The organism is Streptomyces sp. NPDC005017, assembly GCF_042873115.1.
In the GTDB taxonomy this organism is placed as follows: Bacteria; Actinomycetota; Actinomycetes; order Streptomycetales; family Streptomycetaceae; genus Streptomyces.
Window position 1 is genome coordinate 161,688 of the sequence record NZ_JBIALD010000007.1, and the last position, 23,074, is coordinate 184,761.

Genomic DNA, 23,074 nt, shown 5'->3' on the forward strand with positions numbered 1-23,074 from the left:
GGAACTGTCGGGATCTGAGGGAGTTTTGGGAACAAGCGCACGAATTCACCTCAACTCGGCGCGCTGCGGGCGAGCTTAGTCCGACCGGATCATCGCCGTGTCATATTCCGCAAGCGCCTGAAATGACGCCTGGGACAGGAGTACGCTCGGCCCCATTTGCACGCTGAGACTACGGTCGCACACGCTCCGTAGCGGGGTACAGACATGCGAAGATGACTCACCGTAACGAGTGAACGGGCCCCTGGGGCCCACCGGGAGCCCGCCCGGCGAAGCCCGCCGGGCCACTCCCCACGCCCCCGAGTCACTCCCCACGACCCGCCGGGCCACTCCACCACATCCCCGGGCCACTCCCCCACGACCCGCAGGAACACTGCCCCGCGTCGCTCAGCGGCATACCTTCGCCCCCCCGGCGCTCCTCGACGGCACACTTCCGCCGCCCCCCGGTGCTCCGCAGCGGCACACCGCGCCGACGCCGTCCTCAGACCCCCGCGACCCGCAGCGCCGCGTCCGCCGTCGCCGCCGCGAAGGCCGACACCGGCCGCTCCGGGTCGGAGCGGTGCACCAGGATGACGCCCTCGATCAGCCCGAAGACCAGATCCGTGCGCAGCTCCAGCTCGCTCTTGGCGAGCGCCCCGCCCGCCTCGGTCCCGGCCAGCAACTGCCGGTAGGCGTCCTTCAGTTCGGCGCGCACGGCATGGAACCCGGCGAACCGCTCGCTGCGCACCTCGGGCAGCAGGTACAGCACGCCGAGGTTGTGCGGCCCGTCGCACAGCAGCTGCACGTCGGCCCGGCACAGTTCCCACAGCCGTCGCGCCGCCGGGCTGCCGTCGTCGGCCAGCAGCTCACGCGCGTACGCCAGGGACGGCGTGACCGTCGACTCCAGCAGCGCGGCGAGGAGTTCCTCCTTGCCGGAGACGTAGTGGTACATGGACGCCTGCCGCATTCCGGCGCGCTCCGCCACGGCCCGGGTGGTGGTGGCCGCGTAGCCGTTCACCGTGAACAACTCCGCCGCGGCCGCGAGCAGTTCCTCCCGCGGTGGCAGTCCGCTCTCCGGCCGCCGCGCGGCGCGCGGCCGGCCGACGCGCCGGCCACCTGTCGTCCCCATGAGTTCGATCCTCGCACACGGCCCCGCCCGCACTCCCCGGGCCGCCGGAGCGAGAGCCCGCCGCCCGCGGACGCCACCGCGCCCCCTCCCCGGGGCCAACAGCCACTCACCGCGGCCCCACCCAACACCCACGCCCTCTCACCGCACCCTCTCCCCGGCCCCCGCCGTGAGCGCCCGGTAACGGCGCGGCAACCACAGGGCAACGCCCCCGACCCACCCCCCTCCTAATTTCTGTCGCGCGACAGAAACCGCACCGGAGCCGGAGGTCCATCCATGGCGACAGCCACCCCGCACGGAGCCCGCGCCCACGCCCGCGCCCAGGACGGCACACGCGCCGAGGCCATGCCCGTCGTCCCGGCCCGCGACTGGCCGGCCCCGCCCTGCGCGGCGGGCCACCTGGTCTGGGCCGAGACCGTGGCCGGCGGCAACTACACGCACCGCGTCCTCGCCCGCGGCACCGAGCTGCGGCTGACCGACCTGCGCGGAGACGCCTGCGCGCATCTCCTGCTGTACGCCGCCGACCGTCCCTTCGAGCGGCTCAACGTCGCCGACACGGTCAAGGTGCAGTGGAACGCCTACCTGGGCGAGGGAGTGCTGCTGCTGTCCGACCAGGGCCGTGTGCTGGCCTCGGTCGTCGCCGACACCTCCGGCCGGCACGACGCCCTGTGCGGCACCTCCACGCTCGCCCGCAACACCGCCCGCTACGGCGACGGCACCCCGCAGTCCGCCTCCCCCGCCGGACGCGAACTGCTGAAACTGGCCGCCGCCAAGAACGGCCTGGAGCCACGCGACCTGCCGCCCTCGCTCTCCTTCTTCCAGGGCGTACGCGTCACCGACGACGGCTCCCTGGACTTCACCGGCTCCGCCGGCCCAGGCACCAGCGTCACCCTGCGCGCCGAACAGGACGTCACGGTCCTGATCGCCAACGTGCCGCACCCGGCCGACCCGCGCCCCGACTACCGCAGCACACCGCTGGAGGTCCTGGCCTGGCGCGCGGCACCCACCGCCCCCGGCGACCCCCTGTGGGACGCCACCCCGGAGGGCCACCGCGCCTTCCTCGACACCACCGGATTCCTCGCCGCGAGGGGGCTCGCATGAAGACCGTCGTCCCGGCCCGCGCCGCCTGGTCCGCCGTCGTGCGCACCGGCCAGACCCTCACCGTCACCGACCTGCACGGCAACCAGGCCGTCGACTTCCTCCTCTACGACGCCCACGACACCTCGGTCCGCTACAGCGCGCCCGACACCGTCCACGCGCAGGGCAACATCTTCCTCACCACCGGCAGCGTGCTGCTCTCCAACGAGCACACCCCGCTGATGACGGTCGTCTCCGACGACGTGGGCCGCCACGACACGGTCGGCGGCGCCTGCTCCAAGGAGTCCAACACCCTGCGCTACGGCCACCACACCTGGGCCCAGCACGCGTGCGTGGACAACTTCCTCGCCGAGGGCGCCCGGTACGGCCTCGGCAAGCGCGACCTCGTCTCCAACATCAACTGGTACATGAACGTGCCCGTCGAGCCCGACGGCACCCTCGGCATCGTCGACGGCCTCTCCGCACCCGGCCTGTCCCTCACCCTGCGCGCCGAGCGCGACGTCCTGGTCCTGGTCTCCAACTGTCCGCAGATCAACAACCCCTGCAACGGCTTCGAGCCGACGGCCGTACAGATGACGATCGAGGACCCGGAACCCACGGCCCCCGGCACCCCCGGAGCGACGACCGCCGCCCCCACGACGACCGAGGGCGGCGCCGCATGACCTTCGACACCCTGCTGATCGCCAACCGCGGCGAGATCGCCGTCCGCGTCCTGCGCAGCGCACGCGAACTCGGCCTGCGCACGGTCGCCGTGTACTCCGACGCCGACCGCGGCGCACCACACGTCCGCCTCGCCGACACCGCCGTACGCCTGGGACCGGCCCCGGCCAAGGAGTCGTACCTCGACCCCGATCTCGTGCTGCGCGCCGCCAAGGACACCGGGGCGGGCGCGATCCACCCCGGCTACGGCTTCCTGTCCGAGGACGCCTCGTTCGCGCGGCGTTGCGAGGACGCCGGGATCGTGTTCGCGGGCCCGACGCCCGAGCAGCTGGAACTGTTCGGCGCCAAGCACACCGCGCGCGCCGCGGCGACGGCCGCGGGCGTGCCGCTGGCCCCCGGCACCGGGCTGCTGGCATCCCTCGACGAGGCACTGACCGAGGCGGCCCGCATCGGCTACCCGGTGATGCTGAAGGCGACCGGCGGGGGCGGCGGTATCGGTATGTCGGCATGTCGTTCCGCGGGCGAACTCGTCGGAGCCTGGGAGCGGGTGCAGCGCGTGGCCGCCGCCTCCTTCTCCTCCGCGGGCGTCTTCCTGGAACGCCTCGTGGAACACGCCCGCCATGTGGAGGTGCAGGTCTTCGGGGACGGCGACGGCCGGGTCGTCACCCTCGGCGACCGCGACTGCACCCTCCAGCGCCGCAACCAGAAGGTGCTGGAGGAGGCCCCCGCCCCGGGCCTGCCCGGCCACGTCCGCGACCGGATCGCCGGGTACGCGCGCGACCTGTGCGCCTCGGTCGGCTACCGCTCCGCCGGAACCGTCGAGTTCGTGTACGACGCCGCCCGCGAGGAGGCCTGGTTCCTGGAGGTCAACACCCGGCTCCAGGTGGAACACCCCGTCACCGAGGAGATCTACGGTGTCGACCTGGTCGCCTGGATGCTCCGCCTCGCCCGCGGCGAGCAGGACGTCGTCCGCGACCCGGGCCCGCCCCGCGGCCACGCCGTCGAGGCCCGGCTGTACGCCGAGGACCCCTCCCGCGGCCACCGGCCCGGCGCCGGACTGCTCACCCGCGTCGAGTTCCCGGCGGGCGTGCGCGTCGACGCCTGGGCGGAGACCGGCACCGAGGTGACCACCTCGTACGACCCGATGCTCGCCAAGGTGATCGCCCACGGCCCCGACCGCACCGCGGCGCTGGCCCGCCTCGACGCCGCCCTCGCCCGCACCCGGGTCGACGGCATCGAGACGAACCTCGGCCTGGTGCGCGCCGCGCTCGCCCACGACGCCTTCCTGCGGGCCGAGCACACCACGGCCACCCTCGCCTCGGTCACCGACCCCACACCCCGTATCGAGGTCGTCTCCGCCGGCACCCTCACCACCGTCCAGGACTGGCCCGGCCGTACCGGCCACTGGCAGGTCGGCGTGCCCCCGTCCGGCCCGATGGACGACCGGTCCTTCCGCCTGGGCAACCGCGCGCTGGGCAACCCCGAGGGCGCGCCGGGCCTCGAATGCACCCTCCAGGGGCCCGCGCTGAGGTTCAGTCACGCCACGACGGTCTGTGTGACGGGCGCCCCGGCACCGGTCGCGGTCGACGGCACGCCCGTCCCCCAGTGGGAACCGGTGACCGTCCCGGCGGGAGCCCTGCTGGAGATCGGCACCCCCGACGGTCCGGGTCTGCGCACCTACGTCCTGCTCGCCGGCGGCGGCCTCGACGCGCCCCCGTTCCTGGGCAGCGCGTCCACCTTCACCCTCGGCCGGTTCGGCGGACACGGCGGACGCGCCCTGCGCACCGGCGACGTCCTGCACGGCGGCACGGCCGGGCGGGGCACGCCGGTACCCGAGGCCGAACGGCCCTCCCTCACCGGCAGCTGGCGGATCGGCGCGGTCGAAGGCCCTCACGCAGCACCGGAGTTCTTCACCGAGGACGACATCCGCGAGTTCTACGCCGCCGACTGGAAGGTCCACTTCAACTCGGCCCGCACCGGTGTGCGCCTGGTCGGCCCGAAGCCGCGCTGGGCCCGCCCCGACGGCGGCGAGGCGGGCCTGCACCCGTCCAACATCCACGACACCCCGTACTGTGTCGGCGCCGTCGACTACACCGGCGACATGCCGGTGCTGCTCGGCCCCGACGGCCCCTCGCTGGGCGGCTTCGTGTGCCCGGCGACGGTCCTCAGCGGCGAGCGCTGGAAGCTGGGCCAGCTGCGGCCCGGCGACACCGTGCGGTTCACGCCCGTCCGGGCCGACGGAACGCCCCGGCCCGCCATCGTCGACGGCGGCGTACTGGCCCGCGACGGGGACATCACCTACCGCCGCAGCGGCGACGACAACCTCCTCGTCGAGTTCGGCCCGATGCAGCTGGACCTGGCCCTGCGGATGCGCGTGCACGCCCTGATGGAGGCGGTCGGCGCGGCGGAGATCGACGGCGTCACCGACCTCACCCCGGGCATCCGCTCCCTCCAGATCCAGGCCGACCCCCGCCGCCTCGACCAGGACCGGCTCCTGGCGGCCGTACGGGAGATCGCGGCGGAGCTGCCGCCCACCGACGCGCTCACCGTGCCCTCCCGCACGGTCCACCTCCCCCTCTCCTGGGACGACCCGGCCACCCGCGAGGCCATCGCCCGCTACATGGCGGGTGTACGCGACGACGCCCCCTGGTGCCCGTGGAACATCGAGTTCATCCGCCGGGTCAACGGCCTGGACTCCGTCGCGGACGTGCACCGCACGGTCTTCGATGCCGAGTACCTCGTCCTCGGCCTCGGCGACGTCTACCTCGGCGCCCCCGTCGCCACCCCGCTGGACCCACGCCACCGCCTGGTCACCACCAAGTACAACCCGGCCCGCACCTGGACCGCCGAGAACTCCGTCGGCATCGGCGGCGCCTACCTGTGCGTCTACGGGATGGAGGGCCCCGGCGGCTACCAGTTCGTCGGCCGCACCACCCAGGTGTGGTCCGCCTGGCAGCAGCGCGGCGCGTTCGAGCCGGGCTCGCCCTGGCTGCTGCGCTTCTTCGACCGCATCCGCTGGTACCCGGTGAGCGCCGACGAACTGCTGGAACTGCGCGCCGACATCGTCTCCGGCCGGTTCGTGCCCCGCATCGAGGAGGGCACCTTCTCCCTCGCCGGCCACCAGGCGTTCCTGGCCGAACACGCCGAGTCCATCGCCGAGTTCAGGGCCCGCCAGCAGACCGCCTTCACCGCCGAGCGCGACGCCTGGGAGCTGGCGGGCGAGTTCGCCCGCGCCGAAGCCGCCTCGGCGCCCCCGGCCCCGCCCCGCGACATCGACGTACCCGAGGGCGGACGGCTCCTGGAGGCCGAGTTCGCCGCCTCCGTCTGGCAGCTGAACGTGGCCCCGGGCGACACGGTGACCGCGGGACAGCCCCTGATCGCGCTGGAGGCGATGAAGATGGAGTCGAGGGTGCACGCCCCCGTGGCCGGCGTGGTGACCGAGATCCTGGCGCGCCCCGGCGACCAGGTGGAGGCGGGCACCGCCCTGCTGGTGCTCGCGCCCGCGGCAGACTGAGGAGGAACAGCCGATGTCCACCACCCTCTCCCGCGTCCACGCCGCCTACGCGCGCATCGAGGCCGTCGACCGCCCGGAGATCTGGATCGGCCTGCGCGACCGTACGGAGGTCGAGGCCGAGGCACGCGCCCTGGACGCCCGCACGGCCGCGGGCGAACACCTTCCCCTGGCCGGACGCCTGCTGGCGGTGAAGGGCAACATCGACGTGGCGGGCCTGCCCACGACCGCGGGCTGCCCGGCCTACGCCTACGAGCCCGCGGCGGACGCCCCCGCGGTGGCCCGGCTGCGGGCGGCCGGCGCGCTGGTGCTGGGCACCACCAACCTGGACCAGTTCGCGACGGGCCTGGTCGGCACCCGCTCCCCGTACGGCGCGGTCCGCAGCGCCCACGACCCGGAGCGGATCAGCGGCGGCTCCAGCTCCGGCTCGGCCGTGGCGGTGGCCCTGGGCCTGGTCGATCTCGCGCTCGGCACGGACACCGCGGGCTCCGGCCGGGTGCCGGCCGCCTTCAACGGTGTCGTCGGCCTGAAGCCGACCCGTGGGCTGGTCCCCACCACCGGTGTGGTCCCGGCCTGCGCCTCGCTGGACTGCGTCTCCGTCTTCACCCGCACCCTGCGGGAGGCGGACGAGGCGCTCACCCTGCTGGCCGCCCCGCCCCCGCCGCCTTCGGGCGCCCCGGGACCGTGGCGAATCGCCGTCCCCGGCCGCGCACAGCTCGGCGAACTCGACGAGGGCTGGGCCGAGGCCTACGAGGCTGCCGTACGGCGACTGGAGGACGCGGGCGCCCGGCTGCGCACGATCGACCTCGCCCCCTTCACCGAGGCGGCCGCGATGCTCTACGAGGGCGCGTTCGTCGCCGAGCGGTACACCGCGGTCGGTGCGTTTGTCGACAAGGTGACCGCCGCGGGAGGTGAGGGGCTCGACCCCACGGTCGCCGGGATCATCTCCCGTGCCCGGGACGTCCCGGCCCACCGTCTCTTCGCCGACCAGGCCCAACTGGCCGTCCTGCACACACGCGCCCGGACCGCGCTGGCGGACGCGGACGCGCTGCTGCTGCCGACCACGCCGGGCCATCCGACCCTCGCCGAGGTGGCGGCGGACCCCCTGGGCGCCAACGCCCGCCTGGGCCGCTACACCAACTCCACCAACCTGTTCGGCATGGCGGCGGTGGCCGCCCCGGCGGGCACGGTGGGAGGCCTGCCCTTCGGGGTGATGCTGGTGGGCCCGGCGGGCACCGACCGAAGGCTGCTGGAGATCGCCGCACTGCTGTGAGACGGCCGGGGGCGCGGGGAACCACCGGCGCCCCCGCCCCCGCCGTCGTCGGACGTCAGCCCACGGACGAGTAGGCGACGACACCCCGCAGCAGCCCCTCCACGGCCTTGCGGGAGGCCTTCACCACGCTCGAACCCTGCGGCGCGGCCGCCTGGATCTGCCCCAGCACGTCGATCACCTGCTTGCACCAGCGCACGAAGTCACCCGCGGGCATCTCCGCCTCCCGCAGCACCTCGTCGAGCCCGCTGCCGGAGGCCCACATGTACGCCGCCCAGGCGAACCCGAGATCCGGCTCACGCTGCCCGACACCCTCGGTCTGGGTGATCCGGAACTCCTCCTCCATCGCGTCGAGGCGGCCCCAGATCCGCACCATCTCGCCGAGCGCCGCCTTGGCCTTGCCGGAGGGCAGCTTCGGGGCGAGCGCGTCGTCCCCGACCCGCGCCTCGTACACCAGCGCGGACACACAGGCGGCGAGCTCCGCCGGGTCCAGGCCCTCCCAGACCCCGGCGCGCAGACACTCGCTGGCGAGCAGATCCAGCTCGCCGTACAGCCGGGCCAGCCGCCGGCCGTGCTCGGTGACCTCGTCCTCCCGCAGATAGTCCAGCTCGGTCAGCAGCGCGACGATCCGGTCGAAGGTACGGGCGATGGTGTTGGTACGGCCCTCGATGCGCCGCTCCAGCTGCGAGGTGTCGCGCTGGAGCCGATGGTAGCGCTCGGCCCAGCGGGCGTGGTCCTCACGGTCGTTGCACCCGTGGCAGGGGTGCGCCCGCAGCGCGGTCCGCAGCCGGGCGATCTCACGGTCGTCGGCGGCCTGGGAGCGCCGCTTGCGGTGCCGGTCGGGGACGATGTGCCCGGCCTTGGTGCGCAGCGCGGTGGCGAGGTCACGACGGGACTGCGGGGAGCGCGGGTTGAACGACTTGGGGATGCGCATCCGCTCCAGCGCCTCCACGGGGACCGGGAAGTCGATGGAGGCCAGCCGCTTGACCTGCCGCTCGGCGGTCAGCACCAGGGGGCGCGGGCCGTCGTGGTGGTCGAAGCCGCGATGGCCGTTGGACCGCCCCGCGGGCAGCCCGGGGTCCAGCACCAGGGCCAGCCCGGCGTACTTGCCGGTCGGGACGTGGATGACGTCACCGGGCTTGAGCCGCTCCAGGGCTACGGCGGCCTCCGCGCGCCGCTCGGCCGCGCCCTGCCGGGCCAGTTCCGTCTCGCGGTCCTTCAGCTCGCGGCGCAGCCCCATATAGGCGTCGAAGTCGCCGAGGTGACAGGTCATCGACTCCTTGTAGCCGACCAGCCCCTCCTCGTTGCGCTGCACCTGCCGGGAGATCCCGACGACCGACTTGTCGGCCTGGAACTGCGCGAACGACGTCTCCAGCAGCTCGCGCGAACGGTGCCGTCCGAACTGCTCGACCAGGTTGACCGCCATGTTGTACGACGGCTTGAAGCTGGAGCGCAGCGGATACGTACGGGTGCCCGCGAGGCCCGCCAGATGGTCGGGGTTCATGCCGCGCTGCCAGAGCACGACCGCGTGGCCCTCGACGTCGATGCCGCGCCGCCCGGCACGCCCGGTGAGCTGGGTGTACTCGCCGGGGGTGATGTCGGCGTGCTGCTCGCCGTTCCACTTGACGAGCTTCTCCAGCACCACGGACCGGGCGGGCATGTTGATGCCCAGCGCGAGCGTCTCGGTGGCGAAGACGGCCTTGACCAGACCGCGCACGAACAGCTCCTCCACGACCTCCTTGAAGGTCGGCAGCATGCCCGCGTGGTGGGCGGCGATCCCGCGCTCCAGGCCCTCCAGCCACTCGTAGTAGCCGAGGACGTGCAGGTCCTCGGTGGGGATGGAGGCGGTGCGCTCCTCCACCAGCGCGCGCACCTTCTCCCGGGCCTCGTCGTCGTTGAGCCGCAGACCCGCGTACAGGCACTGCTGCACGGCGGCCTCGCAGGCGGCGCGGCTGAAGATGAAGGTGATGGCGGGCAGCAGGCCTTCGGCGTCGAGGCGCTCGATGACCTCCGGCCGGCCCGGCGTCCACACGCGGGAACGCTGACGGCGCTCGCGCTCGCGATCGGCCTCGCGCATGGCCCGGCCCCGTCTGCGGTCCTGGTAGGAGGGCCGGCTGGCCTCCATGCGGGCCATGCGGGTCAGGTCGGGGTTGACGGCCTTGCGGTGGCCCTCGCCCTCCTCGAACAGGTCGTACATCCGGCGTCCGGCGAGGACATGCTGGAACAGCGGGACGGGCCGGTGCTCGGAGACGATGACCTCGGTGTCGCCGCGGACGGTGTCCAGCCAGTCGCCGAACTCCTCGGCGTTGGACACGGTCGCCGACAGGGACACCAGCGTCACCGACTCGGGCAGGTGGATGATCACCTCTTCCCACACGGCACCGCGGAAGCGGTCGGAGAGGTAGTGCACCTCGTCCATGACCACATGGCCGAGGCCGAGCAGGGTCTGCGATCCGGCGTACAGCATGTTCCGCAGGACCTCGGTGGTCATGACGACCACCGGGGCCTCGGAGTTGACGCTGTTGTCGCCGGTGAGCAGGCCGACCCGGTCCGCGCCGTAGCGGCGGCACAGATCGGAGTACTTCTGGTTCGACAGCGCCTTGATGGGTGTCGTGTAGAAGCACTTCTTGCCCTGCTGGAGGGCGAGGTGGACGGCGAACTCGCCCACGATCGTCTTGCCGGAGCCGGTGGGAGCGGCCACCAGGACGCCCTTGCCCGCTTCGAGCGCCTGGCAGGCCTCTATCTGGAAGGGGTCGAGGCCGAAGTCGTACATCTCGCGGAACGAGGCGAGCGCGGTGGCCTGCTCGGCAGCACGCTTGCGGGCTTCCGCGTACCGCTGGGCCGGTGAGAGGTCCTCTGTCATCGTGCTTTCGAGCGTACCGGTCCGCACTGACAACAGGACGATCATTAACCGGATCCGATGACCGGCCCCCGGCGATCTTCGCAGCTCAGGGCCGTACGACCGGCGCGCCGACCCGAGGCGCGCATCGGCTGCGGACCGACGGCCCGATATGTTCACCGGCCGGAAACGCGCGCCGCGGCAGCGGAGAGCGGCGCGGGCAGGGGCTCGGCCCCGGGCTCGGGCGCGGAGGTGAGGAGGGCCGGAAACGCGAACGCGGCCGGTGGCGCCGCGCGGGCGCCCCGGCCGCGTGCCGCGGTGGGCCGATCCGGGGGCCGCGGTCGCGGCCCGCACGGGATCAGGTGACGTCGTCGTAGCCGTTGGCGCGTTCCGTGGTGGTCTGCTCGGGCAGCGTACGGCTGGCGTTGACCGACTCCACCCGGCCGATGTCCTCGGGGGTGAGGTCGAGGTCGGAGGCCTCGTCGTCGCCGGGGCCCATGGCCTCGCGCACACGCTTGCGCCGGTCGTTGAGGAGCGAGATGCCCGTGGCGGCAAAGTAGAGCACCCAGATCGGTCCGGCCAGCGCCAGCATCGACAGCGGGTCGGTGCTCGGCGTCGCGATGGCGGCGAAGACCGTGATGCCGAGGATCATGCCGCGCCACCAGCCGAGCATGCGCTTGCCGGTGATCGCTCCGGTGAGGTTCAGCATCACCAGCAGCAGCGGCAGCTCGAAGGAGAGTCCGAAGACGATGACCATGCGGGTGACGAGGTCCAGCAGGTCGTCCAGCGGCAGCAGGTTGTCGACGCCGAAGGGCGTGAACTCGATCAGCACGTTCGCGGTCGTGGGCAGCACCGAGTAGGCGAAGTAGGCGCCCGCGAAGAACAGCGGCACACCGGTGCAGACGAACGCGTACGCGTACTTCTTCTCGTGGCGGTGCAGTCCCGGGGCGACGAAGGCCCACAGCTGGTACAGCCACACCGGCGAGGCGAGCACGACGCCGGCCATCAGGGACACCTTCAGGGCCAGGGTGAAGGGCGCCAGCAGACCGTTGATCGTGATCTGCGCGCAGGGGCTGTCCCCCTTCTCCTTCGCGAGCTCGCTGAACGAGTCGGGACACCCGACCGAGTCCAGGACCGGCTTGGTGAAGAAGTCGATGATCTCGTTGTAGAAGAAGGCGGCCACGACGGTGACGACGACGATGGCCAGCACTGCCTTGGCGAGCCGGTTGCGAAGCTCACGCAAGTGCTCCGCGAGGGGCATCCGCCCCTCGGGGTCCTTCTCCGTTTTGAAGGCAGGCTTCAGCAACCCACGTTCCCATCTCGTACGGCGGGCCGGAGGTCACCGGCCCCGCGTCAGCGCTTGGTGGAGTCCGTCGGCTCGTTGACCGGGCGGGAGCTGCTCACGTCGCCGGGAGAGGCCTGGATGACACGCTGCGCGGGGGCCTGCTCGTCGGGGTGCGGCGGGTCGGCCGGCGCGCTGGCCTTGCCGTCCTCCTTCATCGCCTTCGCCTCGCTCTTGAGGATGCGGGCGGACTTGCCGAGGGAGCGGGCCATGTCCGGAAGCTTCTTGGCGCCGAACAGCAGCAGGATGATGACGAGGATCAGGGTGATCTCAAGGGGGCCGATCTTGCCGCCGAACATATCTTTACCTTCTCACCGAGGCGTATGGGTAGGCGCTTGCCCGACCGATCGGACAAATGTCCGAACGATCGCCTTGTCAGCGATCGTAACGCTCGGGGGTGAACCTCAGGCAATCCCCGTGCGTACTCCCGGTTCGCGGTCCGGGCCTCGTTCGTCGGGCCGCGACCAGCAGCGTACCGTCCGCGCCTCGAGCCTCGACAGGGCGATACCGCCCAAAACGCGTACAGCGCCGCGACTCACAGCCGCGCTCGGCGTCCCTCACAGCGAGTCGACAGCGCGCGCCGTGCGCACCGCCACCTGCTCCAGGTCCTCGGCGGCCTGTCCGATACGCCGCGCGGACTCGGTGACCTGTCTGCCCAGTCGCTGCGCCTCCAGGAACACCCGCACCGCGAGCACCCCGAGGACGACGACACCGAGGAAACCCACCACAACCGCGAACATCGGCCAGAACATGACGTCGAGATTAGAGGGTCCCGGGGCTTCCCCGTGAGCCAGGGCCTTCCCGCCGACCGGACGTCGAGACCGGGGCCCGGGAGGCCGGGAGGCCGGGAGGCCGGGGGTCTCCCCGTCGGCCAGGGCCGCCCGTAACCGTGGTCCCCGGCCGCGCTTCGACGGAGTCGTCCGCCCCGGACAGGCCCCTAGGGCGTGTGCAGCCGCAGCGTCCGCACGCCGCCGCCGGTCAGCAGCTCCACGATCCGCTCGCCCGCGGGCTTGCGCACCGCCGCCCCGCAGTCCGGGCAGGTGAAGGAGTAGAAGGTGGTGCGGCTGGAGGCGCCGATGGCCAGGCGCAGGGCACCGGCTCCGAGCTCGAAGAGGCCCCGGCAGTCGGGGCAGCCGGCCCGGAACATCACCGGCGCCACGTTCCTCATCCCGGCGAACGCGGCCGCCACCGACATGCCCATGACTCCGGAGGACATCGACTCGCTCAAAGCTGCTGCTCCTGCCTGTCGAAGGACTCGCCGGAGAAACGCTCACCTTCGCCTGCACCGCGCCCGGCGGCCGGGCGCGGTACGTCGGCCGCGCCGAGACCGTCCCGCGCCTCCAGCCCCTCGTAGGCCGCGAGGGCCTCGGCGGCCGCGCGGCGGGCGCTGTCGGCGAGGTCGGCCGGCGCGAGGATGCGGCCGTCGGCGCCCAGGCGCAGGGCCAGCCTCTTGAGGGAGGCCGGGTCGGGGGTGCGCAGGGTGATGCGCAGACCGCCGTCGGGTAGTTCCTCGGCGCTGTCGTGCGGGTAGTACTCGGCGACCCAGCGCCCGCCCGGACCGACCTCGACCACTACCTCCGGGTCCTCGGCGGCGGGCTGCACCAGCGCCTCGGACAGGTCGCGCAGCTCGATCTCCGGCGGCGCCGACGGCTCGTCGAGGATGCGGATCTCCGCGACCCGGTCCAGGCGGAAGGTGCGGCGCGCCTCCGAGCGGCGGCACCACGCCTCCACATAGGTGTGACCGACGCTGACCAGACGGATCGGGTCGATCTCGCGCTCGGTGACCTCGTCGCGCGCCGGGGAGTAGTAGCGGATCCACAGCCGACGCCGCTCGGAGATGGCCCGGTCGACGTCGGCGAAGACACCGCCCTCGGACTCGAAGGTCACCGACAGCCGGGAACTCGCGCCCGCCACCTCGCCGGCCGCGGCCTCCACCTTGGCGGTGGCCCGCAACAGCGCCTGCCGGTCGCTCTCGCGCAGCCCCGGCAGCGTGGCCACCGCGCGCGCGGCCACCAGCAGCGCGGTCGCCTCGTCGGCGGCCAGCCGCAGCGGCTCGGCGGCGTCCGCGCCGAGCGCGGCAGGGTTGTGCCACCAGATCCGCTCGCCGTCGGTGTCGATGTCGAGCAGGTCGCCGCCGCGGAAACTGGTGCCGCACATCGGCAGCACGTCGAGGTCGGAGACCAGTTCGTCCTCGGTGATGCCGAAGGCGCGCGCGACGTCCTCCACGCGTGCGCCGGGACGTTCCCGCAGATACGTCACCAGCGACAGCATCCGCCGTGTCTGGTCGATGGCGTTCGTGGGCCTGACCGGTTTGCCTGCCACGTTCTTGCCCGCTCCCCCTCAGCCCTTGGCCACGGCACGCAGCCGGTCCACGACATCGGCCCGCAGCTCGGCGGGCTCCAGCACCACCACGTCCGGACCGAACTCCACCAGCCAGGCATCGAGCCCGTGCCCGTACGGAATCTCCAACTCGTCCCAGCCGTCCCCGAGTTCCCGCACGGCCGTGGCCTTCGCCCGAAGGGGGTACCCGGCCCCCTGACGCAGCCGGATCAGCGCGCTGCGGTCGGCGGTCTCCCCCGCCCAGCTCGCGACGGTCTCCCGGACGGTGACCACGTCCGGCACGGGCGCGGTGAAGCGGGCGGCACGGCTGCGGACCCGGCCGGTGATCCGCGACAGCCTGAATACCCGCTCGGCGCCGCGGTCCCGGTCGAAGCCGGCCAGATACCAGTGGCCGCGCCAGCACTCCAGCGCCCACGGCTCCACCTGACGGGTCTCGGGCTGGGCGGCGTTGGCCTTGCGGTACTCGAAGACGACCGGGCGGCGGTCGCGGCAGGCCAGCATCAGCGGCTCGAAGGCCGCCTCGTGCACGGGGATGCGCGGTTCCAGCGCGCCGTGCGCCTCATAGGGGTCGACGTCCTCGGGCAGGCCCGCCGCGCGCAGCTTCTGCAGTGCGCCGCTGGCCGCGCCGGCGAGGCGTGCCTGCTGCCACACCTTGGCCGCGAGCCCGAGGGCCGCGGCCTCCTCGGCGTCCAGGGTGATGGGCGGCAGCCGGTTGGAGTCGCGGCGGGCGAGATAGCCGACCTCACCGTCGAGGTTCTCCACCGTCTCGATGACCAGGCCCAGCTCGCGCAGGTCGTCCTTGTCCCGCTCGAACATGCGGTTGAAGGAGTCCTCGCTGCCCGCCGCGCCCGTCTCCGGCCGGAAGGCCTCGACATAGGCCTCGATGGAGTCCCGCAGCTCACGCTTGCTGAGCGGCCGCCGCGTCCCGAGCAGACACAGCGCCAGGTTCATCAGCCGCTCGGCCTTGGCAATGGCCATCGACGCCCTTCGCCTTCTTTTTGGTGCTTCCGACCGATGACCGTACCGCCCCGCGGTCCCCCGGCAAAAGCCGAGGGCCCATGCCCGGACAGGCATGGACCCCAGGTGATCGACTCCGGTCGGGTCAGGCGCACTCGTCGTACGACGACCGCACCACGACCGGACTCATCAGAACTCCGGTACGACGATCAGACCGAGACCAGGTCGCAGACGAAGATCAGCGTCTCGCCGGGCCCGATCTTGCCACCGGCACCACGGTCGCCGTACGCCAGGTGCGGCGGGATGATCAGCTGACGGCGGCCGCCGACCTTCATGCCCTGCACACCCTTGTCCCAGCCGGGGATGACCTGGCCGACACCGAGCTGGAAACGCAGCGGAGTGCCACGGTTCCAGGACGCGTCGAACTCCTCACCCGTGGAGAAGGCGACGCCCACGTAGTGCACGGCGACACTGTCGCCCGCCTTCGCCTCCGGGCCGTCGCCCTCCCACAGGTCCTTGATCTCAAGGTCCTTCGGGGGCTCGCCGCCCGGGAAGTCGACCTCGGGCTTGTCGATGCTCACGTCAAAAGCTCCTGCTTGTCTACGAACACAGCAACCCGCCCAGTCTTTCATCCCGCGAGGCAGGACGCCCGCGACGGGGGCCGCGACATCACATCTTGGCGAGGATGTCGACCGAGAACACCAGCGTCGCACCCTTCTCGATCCCACTGCCCTGCGGCGGGTTGTCGCCGTACCCCAGCTCCGGCGGGATCACGATCAGCACCCGGCTGCCCACCTTCTTGCCCGTCAGCCCCTGCGACCAGCCCTTCACCACCTGCTGCAGCGAGAACGACGTCAGAGCCTGACGGCTGTACGTGGAGTCGAACTCCTTGCCGTTCGACCACTGCACACCCTTGTACTGCACCAGCACCGCGTCCTCGGCACCGACCTCCGCGCCGTCACCCTCGATGACGTAGTTCGCCACGAGCTTCTTCGGCGCGTCCGACTCGGGCACCTCGATCGACGGCGCCTTGCCGTCCGTGTTCGTCCCCACCTTCGGCAGCGCCGCGTCGTCCTGCGCCACGTCCTCGCCCTTGGCGGAGCTCTTCGCGTTGAACGTCGCCTGGATGTCCACCACGAACACCAGCGTGTCCGTGCCCTTGATGCCCGCCTGCGCATTGCCCTGCTTGCCGTAACCCCAGGTCGGCGGCACCGCCATCAGCACCCGGCTGCCCGCCTTCCTGCCCGGCAGGGCGTACCGCCAGCCGTCGATGATGCTGCCCTGCGCCAGCTGGATCACCAGCGGTGTCCCACGGTCGTAGGAGTTGTCGAAGACCTTCGCCGTGGACCAGATCTGACCCAGGTAGTTCGCCTGGATGTAGTCGTTCTCCGCGACCGTCTGGCCACCGCCCGCGATCACCGTCTTCACCGCCAGCTGGTCCGACGGCTCACCCGGCCCCTTCGCCACCGTGGGCTTCTCGTCGAACTTCACACCCGCCGTGATCGCCGGCAGCGGACCGTCCACGATCTTCGGCGCCGAGGTCTTCGGCGCCCCCGGATCGGACGGCGACGGGCTGGCGCTCTCCTTGCCCGAATCGGACTTGCCGTCACCACAACCGGCGAGTGTGACCAGTCCCGCGGGAACAGCGGCAAGGATGAGAGAGCGTCGGCGCACGGTGGGGGCCTCGTAATCGAATCGATCTTCCGGATGGGCGTGCGCGCAACTCTACGGCGTGAGAAGGGCGCCGTACGAGGAACGTACGGCGCCCGTGTGGCGTTCCGGCACCAACCGGAACCCCTCACTCACATCCCGGCGATCAGCTTCTCCACCCGGTCGTCCACCGAACGGAACGGGTCCTTGCACAACACCGTGCGCTGCGCCTGGTCGTTCAGCTTCAGGTGCACCCAGTCCACCGTGAAGTCACGGCGCTGCTCCTGAGCCCGGCGGATGAAGTCGCCCCGCAGCCGCGCCCGAGTCGTCTGCGGCGGAACCGACTTGCCCTCGAAGATCTTCAAGTCGTTGCAGATCCGCGCCGCTTGGCCCTTGCGCTCCAGCAGGTAGTACAGCCCGCGACGACGGTGGATGTCGTGGTACGCGAGGTCTATCTGCGCCACCCTCGGATGCGACATCGTCATGTTGTTCTTCGCCCGGTACCGCTCGATGAGCTTGTACTTCATCACCCAGTCGATCTCGGTGCCGATCCGGTCCAGATCCTCACTCTCGATCGAGTCCAGCGTGCGGCCCCACAGCTCCAGCACCTGCTCCACCGTGCCGGTACGGATGCCACGCCGCTCGCAGAAGTCCACGGCCTTCTCGAAGTACTCGCGCTGCACCTCCAGCGCCGACGCCTCCCGGCCGCTCGCCAGACGCACCTTGCGCCGGCCCGTGATGTCATGACTGACCTCACGGATCGCCCGGATCGGGTTCTCCAGCGTCAGATCCCGCATCACCGTGCCCGCCTCGATCATGCGCAGCACCAGATCGGTCGCACCGACCTTCAGCAGCATCGTCGTCTCGGACATGTTCGAGTCGCCCACGATGACATGCAGCCGGCGGTACCGCTCCGCGTCCGCGTGCGGCTCGTCACGGGTGTTGATGATCGGCCGGGAACGCGTCGTCGCCGACGACACGCCCTCCCAGATGTGCTCCGCCCGCTGGCTCACGCAGTACACCGCACCACGCGGCGTCTGCAGCACCTTGCCCGCGCCGCACAACAACTGGCGCGTCACCAGGAACGGAATGAGAATGTCCGCCAGCCGGGAGAACTCCCCGTGCCGGGCCACCAGATAGTTCTCGTGGCACCCGTAGGAGTTACCCGCCGAGTCGGTGTTGTTCTTGAACAGGTAGACGTCGCCCGCGATTCCTTCCTCGTGCAGGCGTCGTTCCGCGTCCACCAGAAGTCCTTCGAGAATGCGCTCCCCGGCCTTGTCGTGAGTGACCAGTTCGGTCACATTGTCACACTCGGGTGTCGCGTATTCCGGGTGTGACCCCACGTCCAGATAGAGACGAGCGCCGTTCCGCAGAAACACATTGCTACTGCGGCCCCATGACACGACACGGCGGAAGAGGTACCGAGCCACCTCGTCAGGCGACAGACGGCGCTGTCCCCTGAACGTGCACGTGACGCCGTACTCGTTCTCCAGCCCGAAAATGCGGCGGTCCATGACTGAACATTACGCCCGATCCCCTGAACTGAAACGGGGTTCGGCAGCACGATCTGGATCATTTTCCGATGAAGCCGCAACGACCCCACCCCGCGCCGGAGCTGCGAGGACCCGCCCCGTCGCCACCAGGACCAGCAACGACACCGCCCCCGCGACCCCCGGAACCGCGAACCCCCACACCGTCCCGCCCCACTCCACGACCGGCCCCGCGAGCCCCGTACCCACCGACGCACCCACCGTGAACGTCGTCACCAGCCACGAGAACGCCTCCGTCACCGTCCCCCTCGGCGCATGCCGGTCCACGATCACGAACGCACACGCGATCGCCGGCGCCAGAAACACACCCGACACCGCCGCCAGCCCCGTCATCGCCACCGCACCCGGCATCAGCATCAACGGCAGATAACACACCGCCAGCAGCCCCACCAGCACCCGCAGTCGCCGCTCCGGCGCACCCGCCCACCGCCGCGCCCCGTACACCGCGCCACCCAGCAGCGCACCCAGCCCGAGCGCCGCCATCAGCCAGCCGTACACCGCGTCACCACCGTGCCCGTCCGCGTACGACATCGCCGCCACCGTGATGGACCCCAGCGCCACCCCCACGAACAGGAACGCCCCCAGCAGCGCCAGCAGCCCCGGCGAACGCAGCGCGCCCAGCCAGTGCGCCTCCCGCGGCGCCGAACGCCACGCCCGCGAAGGCCCCGACAGCACCACCGACAGCGCCCCCAGCACCCCGACGAGGTTCAGCACCAGCACCGCCGCCTGCGCCGACCACACCGACACACCCAGCGTCAGCAGCAGCGGGCCGACCGTGAACATCACCTCCTGCGCCACCGCGTCCATCGCGTACGCCGTGTGCACCTGGTCCTCACGGCGCAGCACGGAAGGCCACAGCGCCCGCAGACCGCCCTCCAGCGGCGGCGTGAACAGACCCGACAGCGCCACCGCCGCGTAGGCGAGCGCCAGCGGATCCAGCCCCGTCAGCACGAAGGCCGCCATCGCCAGCGCCGACAGCACCGCCGAGGGCAGCTGCACCCGCGGCTGCCCGTGCAGATCCACCAGCCGCCCCAGCACCGGCTGGCCCACCGCGTTCGCCACCCCGTACGCCGCCGCGAGGCCGCCCGCCAGGCTGTACGAGCCGCCCTCGGCCCGCACGAACAGCACGATCGCGATCGCCGCCGTGGCGTTCGGCAGCCGCCCCACCAGCGTCCCCACCAGCAGCCGGGCGGCGTGTCGCGCCCTGAGGATCTCCAGGTACCCCGCGGCCATGATCCGCCTCTCCGGCTGAAGTTTTACGTATAACGTCCTCCGTCATACGTACCATGTGCGCTGTTCACCCGTCCATACGACGAAGGTCCCCACCCACCCGCCACACGGCACACGACCCCCAGAAACGGAGCACCCGGACGGTGGCAACCGGCACCCCACGCCCCACCAGCCGCGACGTCGCCCAGGCCGCCGGCGTCTCCCAGGCCGCCGTCTCCCTCGTCCTCGGCGACAAATGGCGCGGCCGCGTCTCCGAAGCCACCGCCGCCCGCGTCCGCCAGGCCGCCCGGGACCTCGGCTACCGCCCCAACCTCGCCGCCCGCAACCTCCGCCTCGGCCGCACCCGCACCGTCCTCCTCGTCGTCCCCGCCCTCACCACCGAGTTCTTCGCCGGCGTCTACACCGGCGCCGCCCGCGTCGCCGCCGCCCACGGCTTCGGCCTCGTCCTCTACCCCTCCCCCGAAGGCATCGGCCCCGCCCGCGACCCCTTCGCCTCCGCCCAGGCCGCCCTCGACGGCATCATCGCCTCCTCCATGGCCGCCGACGCCCTCACCGCCCTGCGCGGCGACCAGCTCCCCCTCGTCATGCTCGACAGCGACCCCCAGGGCAGCCACGGCGCCACCACCGTCAACCTCGACATCACCGACGGCATCCGCCAGATCACCGACCACCTCGCCGGCCTCGGCCACCGCCACGTCCTCCACCTCGCCGCCGACATCCCCTCCTGGACCTTCGAGATCCGCGCCCGAGAACTCGCCGACCTCCTCACCCGCCACCCCGGCACCACCCTGCGCACCACCCGCACCCCCCTCACCATCGACGCCGCCCGCACCGCCGCCGAGACCGCCCTCGCCGCCCCCGGCCCCCGCCCCACCGCCGTCGTCTGCGACGACGACCTCCTCGCCGCCGGCACCTACAAAGCCGCCCGCCGCCTCGGCCTGCGCATCCCCGACGACCTCTCCGTCACCGGCATCGACGACCTCGGCCTCGCCACCGCCATCGACCCCGAGCTCACCACCGTCCGCCTCGACGCCGAACTCTTCGGCGAACACGGCATGCGCGCCCTCCTCGCCGTCCTCGAAGGCCGCCAGGCCGACCGCGGCGACATCCCCGTCCAACTCGTCGTCCGCGCCTCCACAGCGCCCCCACCGCGCCCCTGAGACGCCGGATGCCCCACGCCTGACAAAGGCGCGGGGCATCCCGAAACACATCCGAGGCCGACATCAGGACGGCCGACGGTCAGTGCGGCCGACGACAGTCTGTACGGCAGGCGGTCAGCTCTCCTCCGAGGAACCCTCCTCCTCGGACTCCTCCACCGCCGCACCCTCCTGCTCCAGCAACCGCTCCAGCCGACCACCCTGGATCCGCCGGAACTTCCGCTTCTGCGGCCGCGTACGGTCCAGAACCGCCACCTCCAGCCGCTCCGCCGGAATCTCCCGCTGCGTACCGTTCGACTCCCGCGACAACGCCTGCACCGCCAGCTTCAACGCCGACGCCAGACTCATCCCGTCCTCATGCCGCTGATCCAGATAGTTGCTGATCAGCTCCGCATTGCCACCGACCGCCACCGAACCGTGCTCATCCACGATCGACCCGTCATGCGGCAACCGGTAGATCTGGTCCGACTCCGGCGTCTCGCCGACCTCGGCCACCACCAGTTCCACCTCGTACGGCTTCTCCCCCACACTCGAGAAGATCGTGCCCAGCGTCTGCGCGTACACATTCGCCAGACCACGCGCCGTCACGTCGTCACGGTCATAGGTGTAACCCCGCAGATCGGCGTACCGCACACCACCGATCCGCAGATTCTCGTACTCGTTGTACTTACCGGCGGCCGCGAAACCGATCCGATCATAGATCTCGCTGAACTTGTGCAGCGCACGGGACGGGTTCTCACCGACGAACACGATGCCGTCGGCGAACTGCAGCACGACCAGGCTGCGGCCCCGGGCGATGCCCTTACGGGCATACTCCGCCCGGTCCGCCATCGCCTGCTGAGGTGAGACATAGAACGGCGTCGACACCGGTTATCCGTCCCTTTCTGTCGAAATCACTCGATCACCTTGCACAACCGACAGCCCGCTACAGCAGCGCGGCCCGCGGACCGTCCGGCTCCTGAAGCCGACGCTCCAGCACCGAACGCGCGATCTGCGAGGCCTCGTCCTCCGTCAGCCGGCGGAAACCGTCCTCCGTGATCACTGTGATGATCGGATAGATCCGGCGAGCGACATCGGGGCCACCCGTCGCCGAGTCGTCGTCGGCCGCGTCGTACAGCGCCTGCACGACCAGCGTCGTCGCCTGCTCCTCGCTCAGGTCGTCCCGGAACAGCTTCTTCATCGCCCCACGAGCGAAGATCGAACCCGAACCCGTGGCCGCGTAGCCCTGCTCCTCGGAACGCCCACCCGTCACGTCGTACGAGAAGATCCGCCCCTTGCCCCGGTCCACGTCGAACCCGGCGAACAGCGGCACCACGGCCAGACCCTGCATCGCCATGCCCAGATTCGACCGGATCATCGTCGACAGCCGGTTCGCCTTGCCCTCCAGCGACAGCTGCGCGCCCTCGACCTTCTCGAAGTGCTCCAGCTCCAGCTGGAACAGCTTCACCATCTCCACGGCCAGACCGGCCGTGCCGGCGATGCCCACCGCCGAGTACTCGTCCGCCGGGAACACCTTCTCGATGTCCCGCTGAGCGATCATGTTCCCCATGGTCGCCCGCCGGTCGCCGGCGAGCACCACCCCGCCGGGGAACGTGACCCCGACGATCGTGGTCCCGTGCGGCGCCTCGACCACGCCCTTCACGGGCGGCAGTTGCCTCTTCCCCGGCAGCAGCTCCGGCTGGTGCTCGGAGAGGAAGTCCATGAACGAGGAGGACCCAGGCGTCAGGAAGGCAGCTGGTAGACGCCCGGTGCTACGAGTGTTGGCTTCCACGCGATTCCTTCCACATATGCTGCAGCCCGCCTCATGACGTCGGGCCGATCCTTGAACTGCCCCAGCGCGGCATTACAGCTGAAGCACAGTACGCCTCGGACCCTACCCGTCTTGTGGCAGTGATCCACATGTTCCGGGAGAGCCGCCAGACAGATACAGCAGACGCCCCCTTGGGAGGCGAGCAGCTCCTCCCGCTCGGCTTCCGTCATGCCGTACTGACGCTTCAGATGACCTTGCCGCCCCTGGACGGCGCGGCACGCCTTGCAGCGCGTGGACAGACCGTCGGACGCACTCGCATTGCGATGCCACTCACTGTGCGGCTTCACCTCGCCGCACGTCCGGCAGAGCTTGTGCCCGGGCGGGACGTCGACCCTTTCCCGCACGGGCTTGCCGATGGCCTCCCGGCGGCGCCGGTAGTGCCGGGCGCTGTACTCCGCCACGCACTCCCGGCACCGCGTCTGAAGGCCATCCCGTCGATTCCTGTCGCGCGCGAACGCACTGAGCGGCAGGCTCCGCCCGCAGCCACCGCACGGCTTGTCGGGCGTTTCGTCAGCCATCCCCCGCCACCTTCACTTCGAAGGCAAAGTGACCCGATAG

19 protein-coding genes and 1 pseudogene are annotated in these 23,074 nt (G+C 71.5%); 5 read left to right on the top strand and 15 right to left on the bottom strand.

Annotated features, from left to right (window positions below; translation table 11 throughout):
- Positions 1-478: 478 nt before the first annotated feature.
- A complete protein-coding gene (locus ACFYR0_RS13205) occupies positions 479-1,105 on the bottom strand; it encodes a TetR/AcrR family transcriptional regulator (protein WP_389325854.1) in 627 nt (208 codons plus the stop codon).
- Positions 1,106-1,378: 273 nt separating this feature from the next.
- On the opposite strand from ACFYR0_RS13205, the gene ACFYR0_RS13210 reads away from it, so the two are divergent.
- The 4 genes and pseudogenes from ACFYR0_RS13210 to atzF form a co-directional block, all read left to right on the top strand.
- Positions 1,379-2,203: an urea amidolyase associated protein UAAP1 gene (locus tag ACFYR0_RS13210; RefSeq protein WP_389325857.1), complete on the top strand. Its 825-nt coding sequence runs from the start codon at positions 1,379-1,381 to the stop codon at positions 2,201-2,203.
- Positions 2,200-2,862: an urea amidolyase associated protein UAAP2 gene (locus tag ACFYR0_RS13215; protein WP_389325860.1), complete on the top strand. Its 663-nt coding sequence runs from the start codon at positions 2,200-2,202 to the stop codon at positions 2,860-2,862. Before ACFYR0_RS13210 ends, ACFYR0_RS13215 begins: the two co-directional genes overlap by 4 nt.
- On the top strand, positions 2,859-6,374 hold the full coding sequence (locus ACFYR0_RS13220) for a 5-oxoprolinase/urea amidolyase family protein (protein WP_389325863.1): 3,516 nt from the start codon (positions 2,859-2,861) through the stop codon (positions 6,372-6,374). Before ACFYR0_RS13215 ends, ACFYR0_RS13220 begins: the two co-directional genes overlap by 4 nt.
- 13 nt (positions 6,375-6,387) lie before the next feature.
- A pseudogene (gene atzF, locus ACFYR0_RS13225) lies at positions 6,388-7,641 on the top strand (allophanate hydrolase); the annotation flags it as partial.
- 58 nt (positions 7,642-7,699) lie between these two features.
- Here the strand turns inward: atzF and ACFYR0_RS13230 are convergent.
- The 11 genes from ACFYR0_RS13230 to ACFYR0_RS13280 all read right to left on the bottom strand — a co-directional run bounded on the left by ACFYR0_RS13230 (position 7,700) and on the right by ACFYR0_RS13280 (position 19,552).
- Entirely contained in the window at positions 7,700-10,549 is a 2,850-nt protein-coding gene (locus ACFYR0_RS13230) for a DEAD/DEAH box helicase (RefSeq protein WP_389325866.1), read from the bottom strand.
- Positions 10,550-10,838: 289 nt separating this feature from the next.
- Positions 10,839-11,786 carry a twin-arginine translocase subunit TatC gene (gene tatC / locus ACFYR0_RS13235; RefSeq protein ID WP_389325869.1) on the bottom strand — a complete coding sequence of 316 codons (948 nt, stop codon included), beginning with the start codon at positions 11,784-11,786 and terminating at the stop codon, positions 10,839-10,841.
- Between the two features lie 47 nt (positions 11,787-11,833).
- Positions 11,834-12,121 carry a Sec-independent protein translocase subunit TatA gene (tatA, locus tag ACFYR0_RS13240; RefSeq protein ID WP_389325872.1) on the bottom strand — a complete coding sequence of 96 codons (288 nt, stop codon included), beginning with the start codon at positions 12,119-12,121 and terminating at the stop codon, positions 11,834-11,836.
- A gap of 258 nt (positions 12,122-12,379) precedes the next feature.
- Positions 12,380-12,574 carry a hypothetical protein gene (locus tag ACFYR0_RS13245; protein WP_386377099.1) on the bottom strand — a complete coding sequence of 65 codons (195 nt, stop codon included), beginning with the start codon at positions 12,572-12,574 and terminating at the stop codon, positions 12,380-12,382.
- 185 nt (positions 12,575-12,759) lie between these two features.
- Complete coding sequence (locus ACFYR0_RS13250; RefSeq protein WP_386377098.1) at positions 12,760-13,050, bottom strand: hypothetical protein; 291 nt, start codon at positions 13,048-13,050, stop codon at positions 12,760-12,762.
- Positions 13,047-14,144 carry a helix-turn-helix transcriptional regulator gene (locus ACFYR0_RS13255; RefSeq protein ID WP_389325876.1) on the bottom strand — a complete coding sequence of 366 codons (1,098 nt, stop codon included), beginning with the start codon at positions 14,142-14,144 and terminating at the stop codon, positions 13,047-13,049. Before ACFYR0_RS13255 ends, ACFYR0_RS13250 begins: the two co-directional genes overlap by 4 nt.
- 18 nt (positions 14,145-14,162) lie before the next feature.
- The gene (locus ACFYR0_RS13260) at positions 14,163-15,140 is read right to left on the bottom strand and encodes a helix-turn-helix transcriptional regulator (RefSeq protein WP_389325879.1); all 978 of its coding nucleotides are present in this window, start codon (positions 15,138-15,140) and stop codon (positions 14,163-14,165) included.
- A 188-nt stretch (positions 15,141-15,328) separates the two neighbouring features.
- A complete protein-coding gene (locus ACFYR0_RS13265) occupies positions 15,329-15,700 on the bottom strand; it encodes an FKBP-type peptidyl-prolyl cis-trans isomerase (RefSeq protein ID WP_386377095.1) in 372 nt (123 codons plus the stop codon).
- An 88-nt stretch (positions 15,701-15,788) separates the two neighbouring features.
- On the bottom strand, positions 15,789-16,793 hold the full coding sequence (locus tag ACFYR0_RS13270; protein WP_389325882.1) for an FKBP-type peptidyl-prolyl cis-trans isomerase: 1,005 nt from the start codon (positions 16,791-16,793) through the stop codon (positions 15,789-15,791).
- A 128-nt stretch (positions 16,794-16,921) separates the two neighbouring features.
- On the bottom strand, positions 16,922-18,283 hold the full coding sequence (gene pafA, locus ACFYR0_RS13275) for a Pup--protein ligase (RefSeq protein WP_386377093.1): 1,362 nt from the start codon (positions 18,281-18,283) through the stop codon (positions 16,922-16,924).
- Positions 18,284-18,292: 9 nt separating this feature from the next.
- Complete coding sequence (locus tag ACFYR0_RS13280) at positions 18,293-19,552, bottom strand: MFS transporter (RefSeq protein WP_386377092.1); 1,260 nt, start codon at positions 19,550-19,552, stop codon at positions 18,293-18,295.
- A gap of 140 nt (positions 19,553-19,692) precedes the next feature.
- Between ACFYR0_RS13280 and ACFYR0_RS13285 the strand changes: the two genes are divergently transcribed.
- Positions 19,693-20,709: a LacI family DNA-binding transcriptional regulator gene (locus ACFYR0_RS13285; RefSeq protein WP_389325886.1), complete on the top strand. Its 1,017-nt coding sequence runs from the start codon at positions 19,693-19,695 to the stop codon at positions 20,707-20,709.
- Positions 20,710-20,823: 114 nt separating this feature from the next.
- Here ACFYR0_RS13285 and prcA read toward each other — a convergent pair whose 3' ends face one another.
- Genes prcA through ACFYR0_RS13300 form a run of 3 tightly spaced genes read right to left on the bottom strand, consistent with a single transcriptional unit; the run spans position 20,824 to position 23,034 of the window.
- Positions 20,824-21,573, bottom strand: coding sequence for a proteasome subunit alpha (gene prcA, locus ACFYR0_RS13290; RefSeq protein ID WP_389325889.1), 750 nt, complete (start codon positions 21,571-21,573; stop codon positions 20,824-20,826).
- Between the two features lie 58 nt (positions 21,574-21,631).
- Positions 21,632-22,477 (bottom strand): proteasome subunit beta, encoded by an 846-nt coding sequence (gene prcB / locus ACFYR0_RS13295; protein WP_389325892.1) that lies wholly within the window; start codon positions 22,475-22,477, stop codon positions 21,632-21,634.
- A complete protein-coding gene (locus ACFYR0_RS13300; RefSeq protein WP_389325895.1) occupies positions 22,429-23,034 on the bottom strand; it encodes an endonuclease VII domain-containing protein in 606 nt (201 codons plus the stop codon). Before ACFYR0_RS13300 ends, prcB begins: the two co-directional genes overlap by 49 nt.
- Positions 23,035-23,074: the final 40 nt, after the last annotated feature.

What these genes read in the sequence shown, in the direction of transcription:
- ACFYR0_RS13210 (WP_389325857.1), top strand. Translation starts at nt 1,379, where the DNA reads ATGGCGACAGCCACCCCGCACGGAGCCCGCGCCCACGCCCGCGCCCAG.
- ACFYR0_RS13260 (WP_389325879.1), bottom strand. Translation starts at nt 15,140, where the DNA reads ATGGCCATTGCCAAGGCCGAGCGGCTGATGAACCTGGCGCTGTGTCTG.
- tatA (WP_389325872.1), bottom strand. Translation starts at nt 12,121, where the DNA reads ATGTTCGGCGGCAAGATCGGCCCCCTTGAGATCACCCTGATCCTCGTC.
- pafA (WP_386377093.1), bottom strand. Translation starts at nt 18,283, where the DNA reads ATGGACCGCCGCATTTTCGGGCTGGAGAACGAGTACGGCGTCACGTGC.
- ACFYR0_RS13245 (WP_386377099.1), bottom strand. Translation starts at nt 12,574, where the DNA reads ATGTTCTGGCCGATGTTCGCGGTTGTGGTGGGTTTCCTCGGTGTCGTC.
- ACFYR0_RS13205 (WP_389325854.1), bottom strand. Translation starts at nt 1,105, where the DNA reads ATGGGGACGACAGGTGGCCGGCGCGTCGGCCGGCCGCGCGCCGCGCGG.
- ACFYR0_RS13215 (WP_389325860.1), top strand. Translation starts at nt 2,200, where the DNA reads ATGAAGACCGTCGTCCCGGCCCGCGCCGCCTGGTCCGCCGTCGTGCGC.
- ACFYR0_RS13230 (WP_389325866.1), bottom strand. Translation starts at nt 10,549, where the DNA reads ATGATCGTCCTGTTGTCAGTGCGGACCGGTACGCTCGAAAGCACGATG.
- ACFYR0_RS13300 (WP_389325895.1), bottom strand. Translation starts at nt 23,034, where the DNA reads ATGGCTGACGAAACGCCCGACAAGCCGTGCGGTGGCTGCGGGCGGAGC.
- ACFYR0_RS13220 (WP_389325863.1), top strand. Translation starts at nt 2,859, where the DNA reads ATGACCTTCGACACCCTGCTGATCGCCAACCGCGGCGAGATCGCCGTC.
- ACFYR0_RS13280 (WP_386377092.1), bottom strand. Translation starts at nt 19,552, where the DNA reads ATGGCCGCGGGGTACCTGGAGATCCTCAGGGCGCGACACGCCGCCCGG.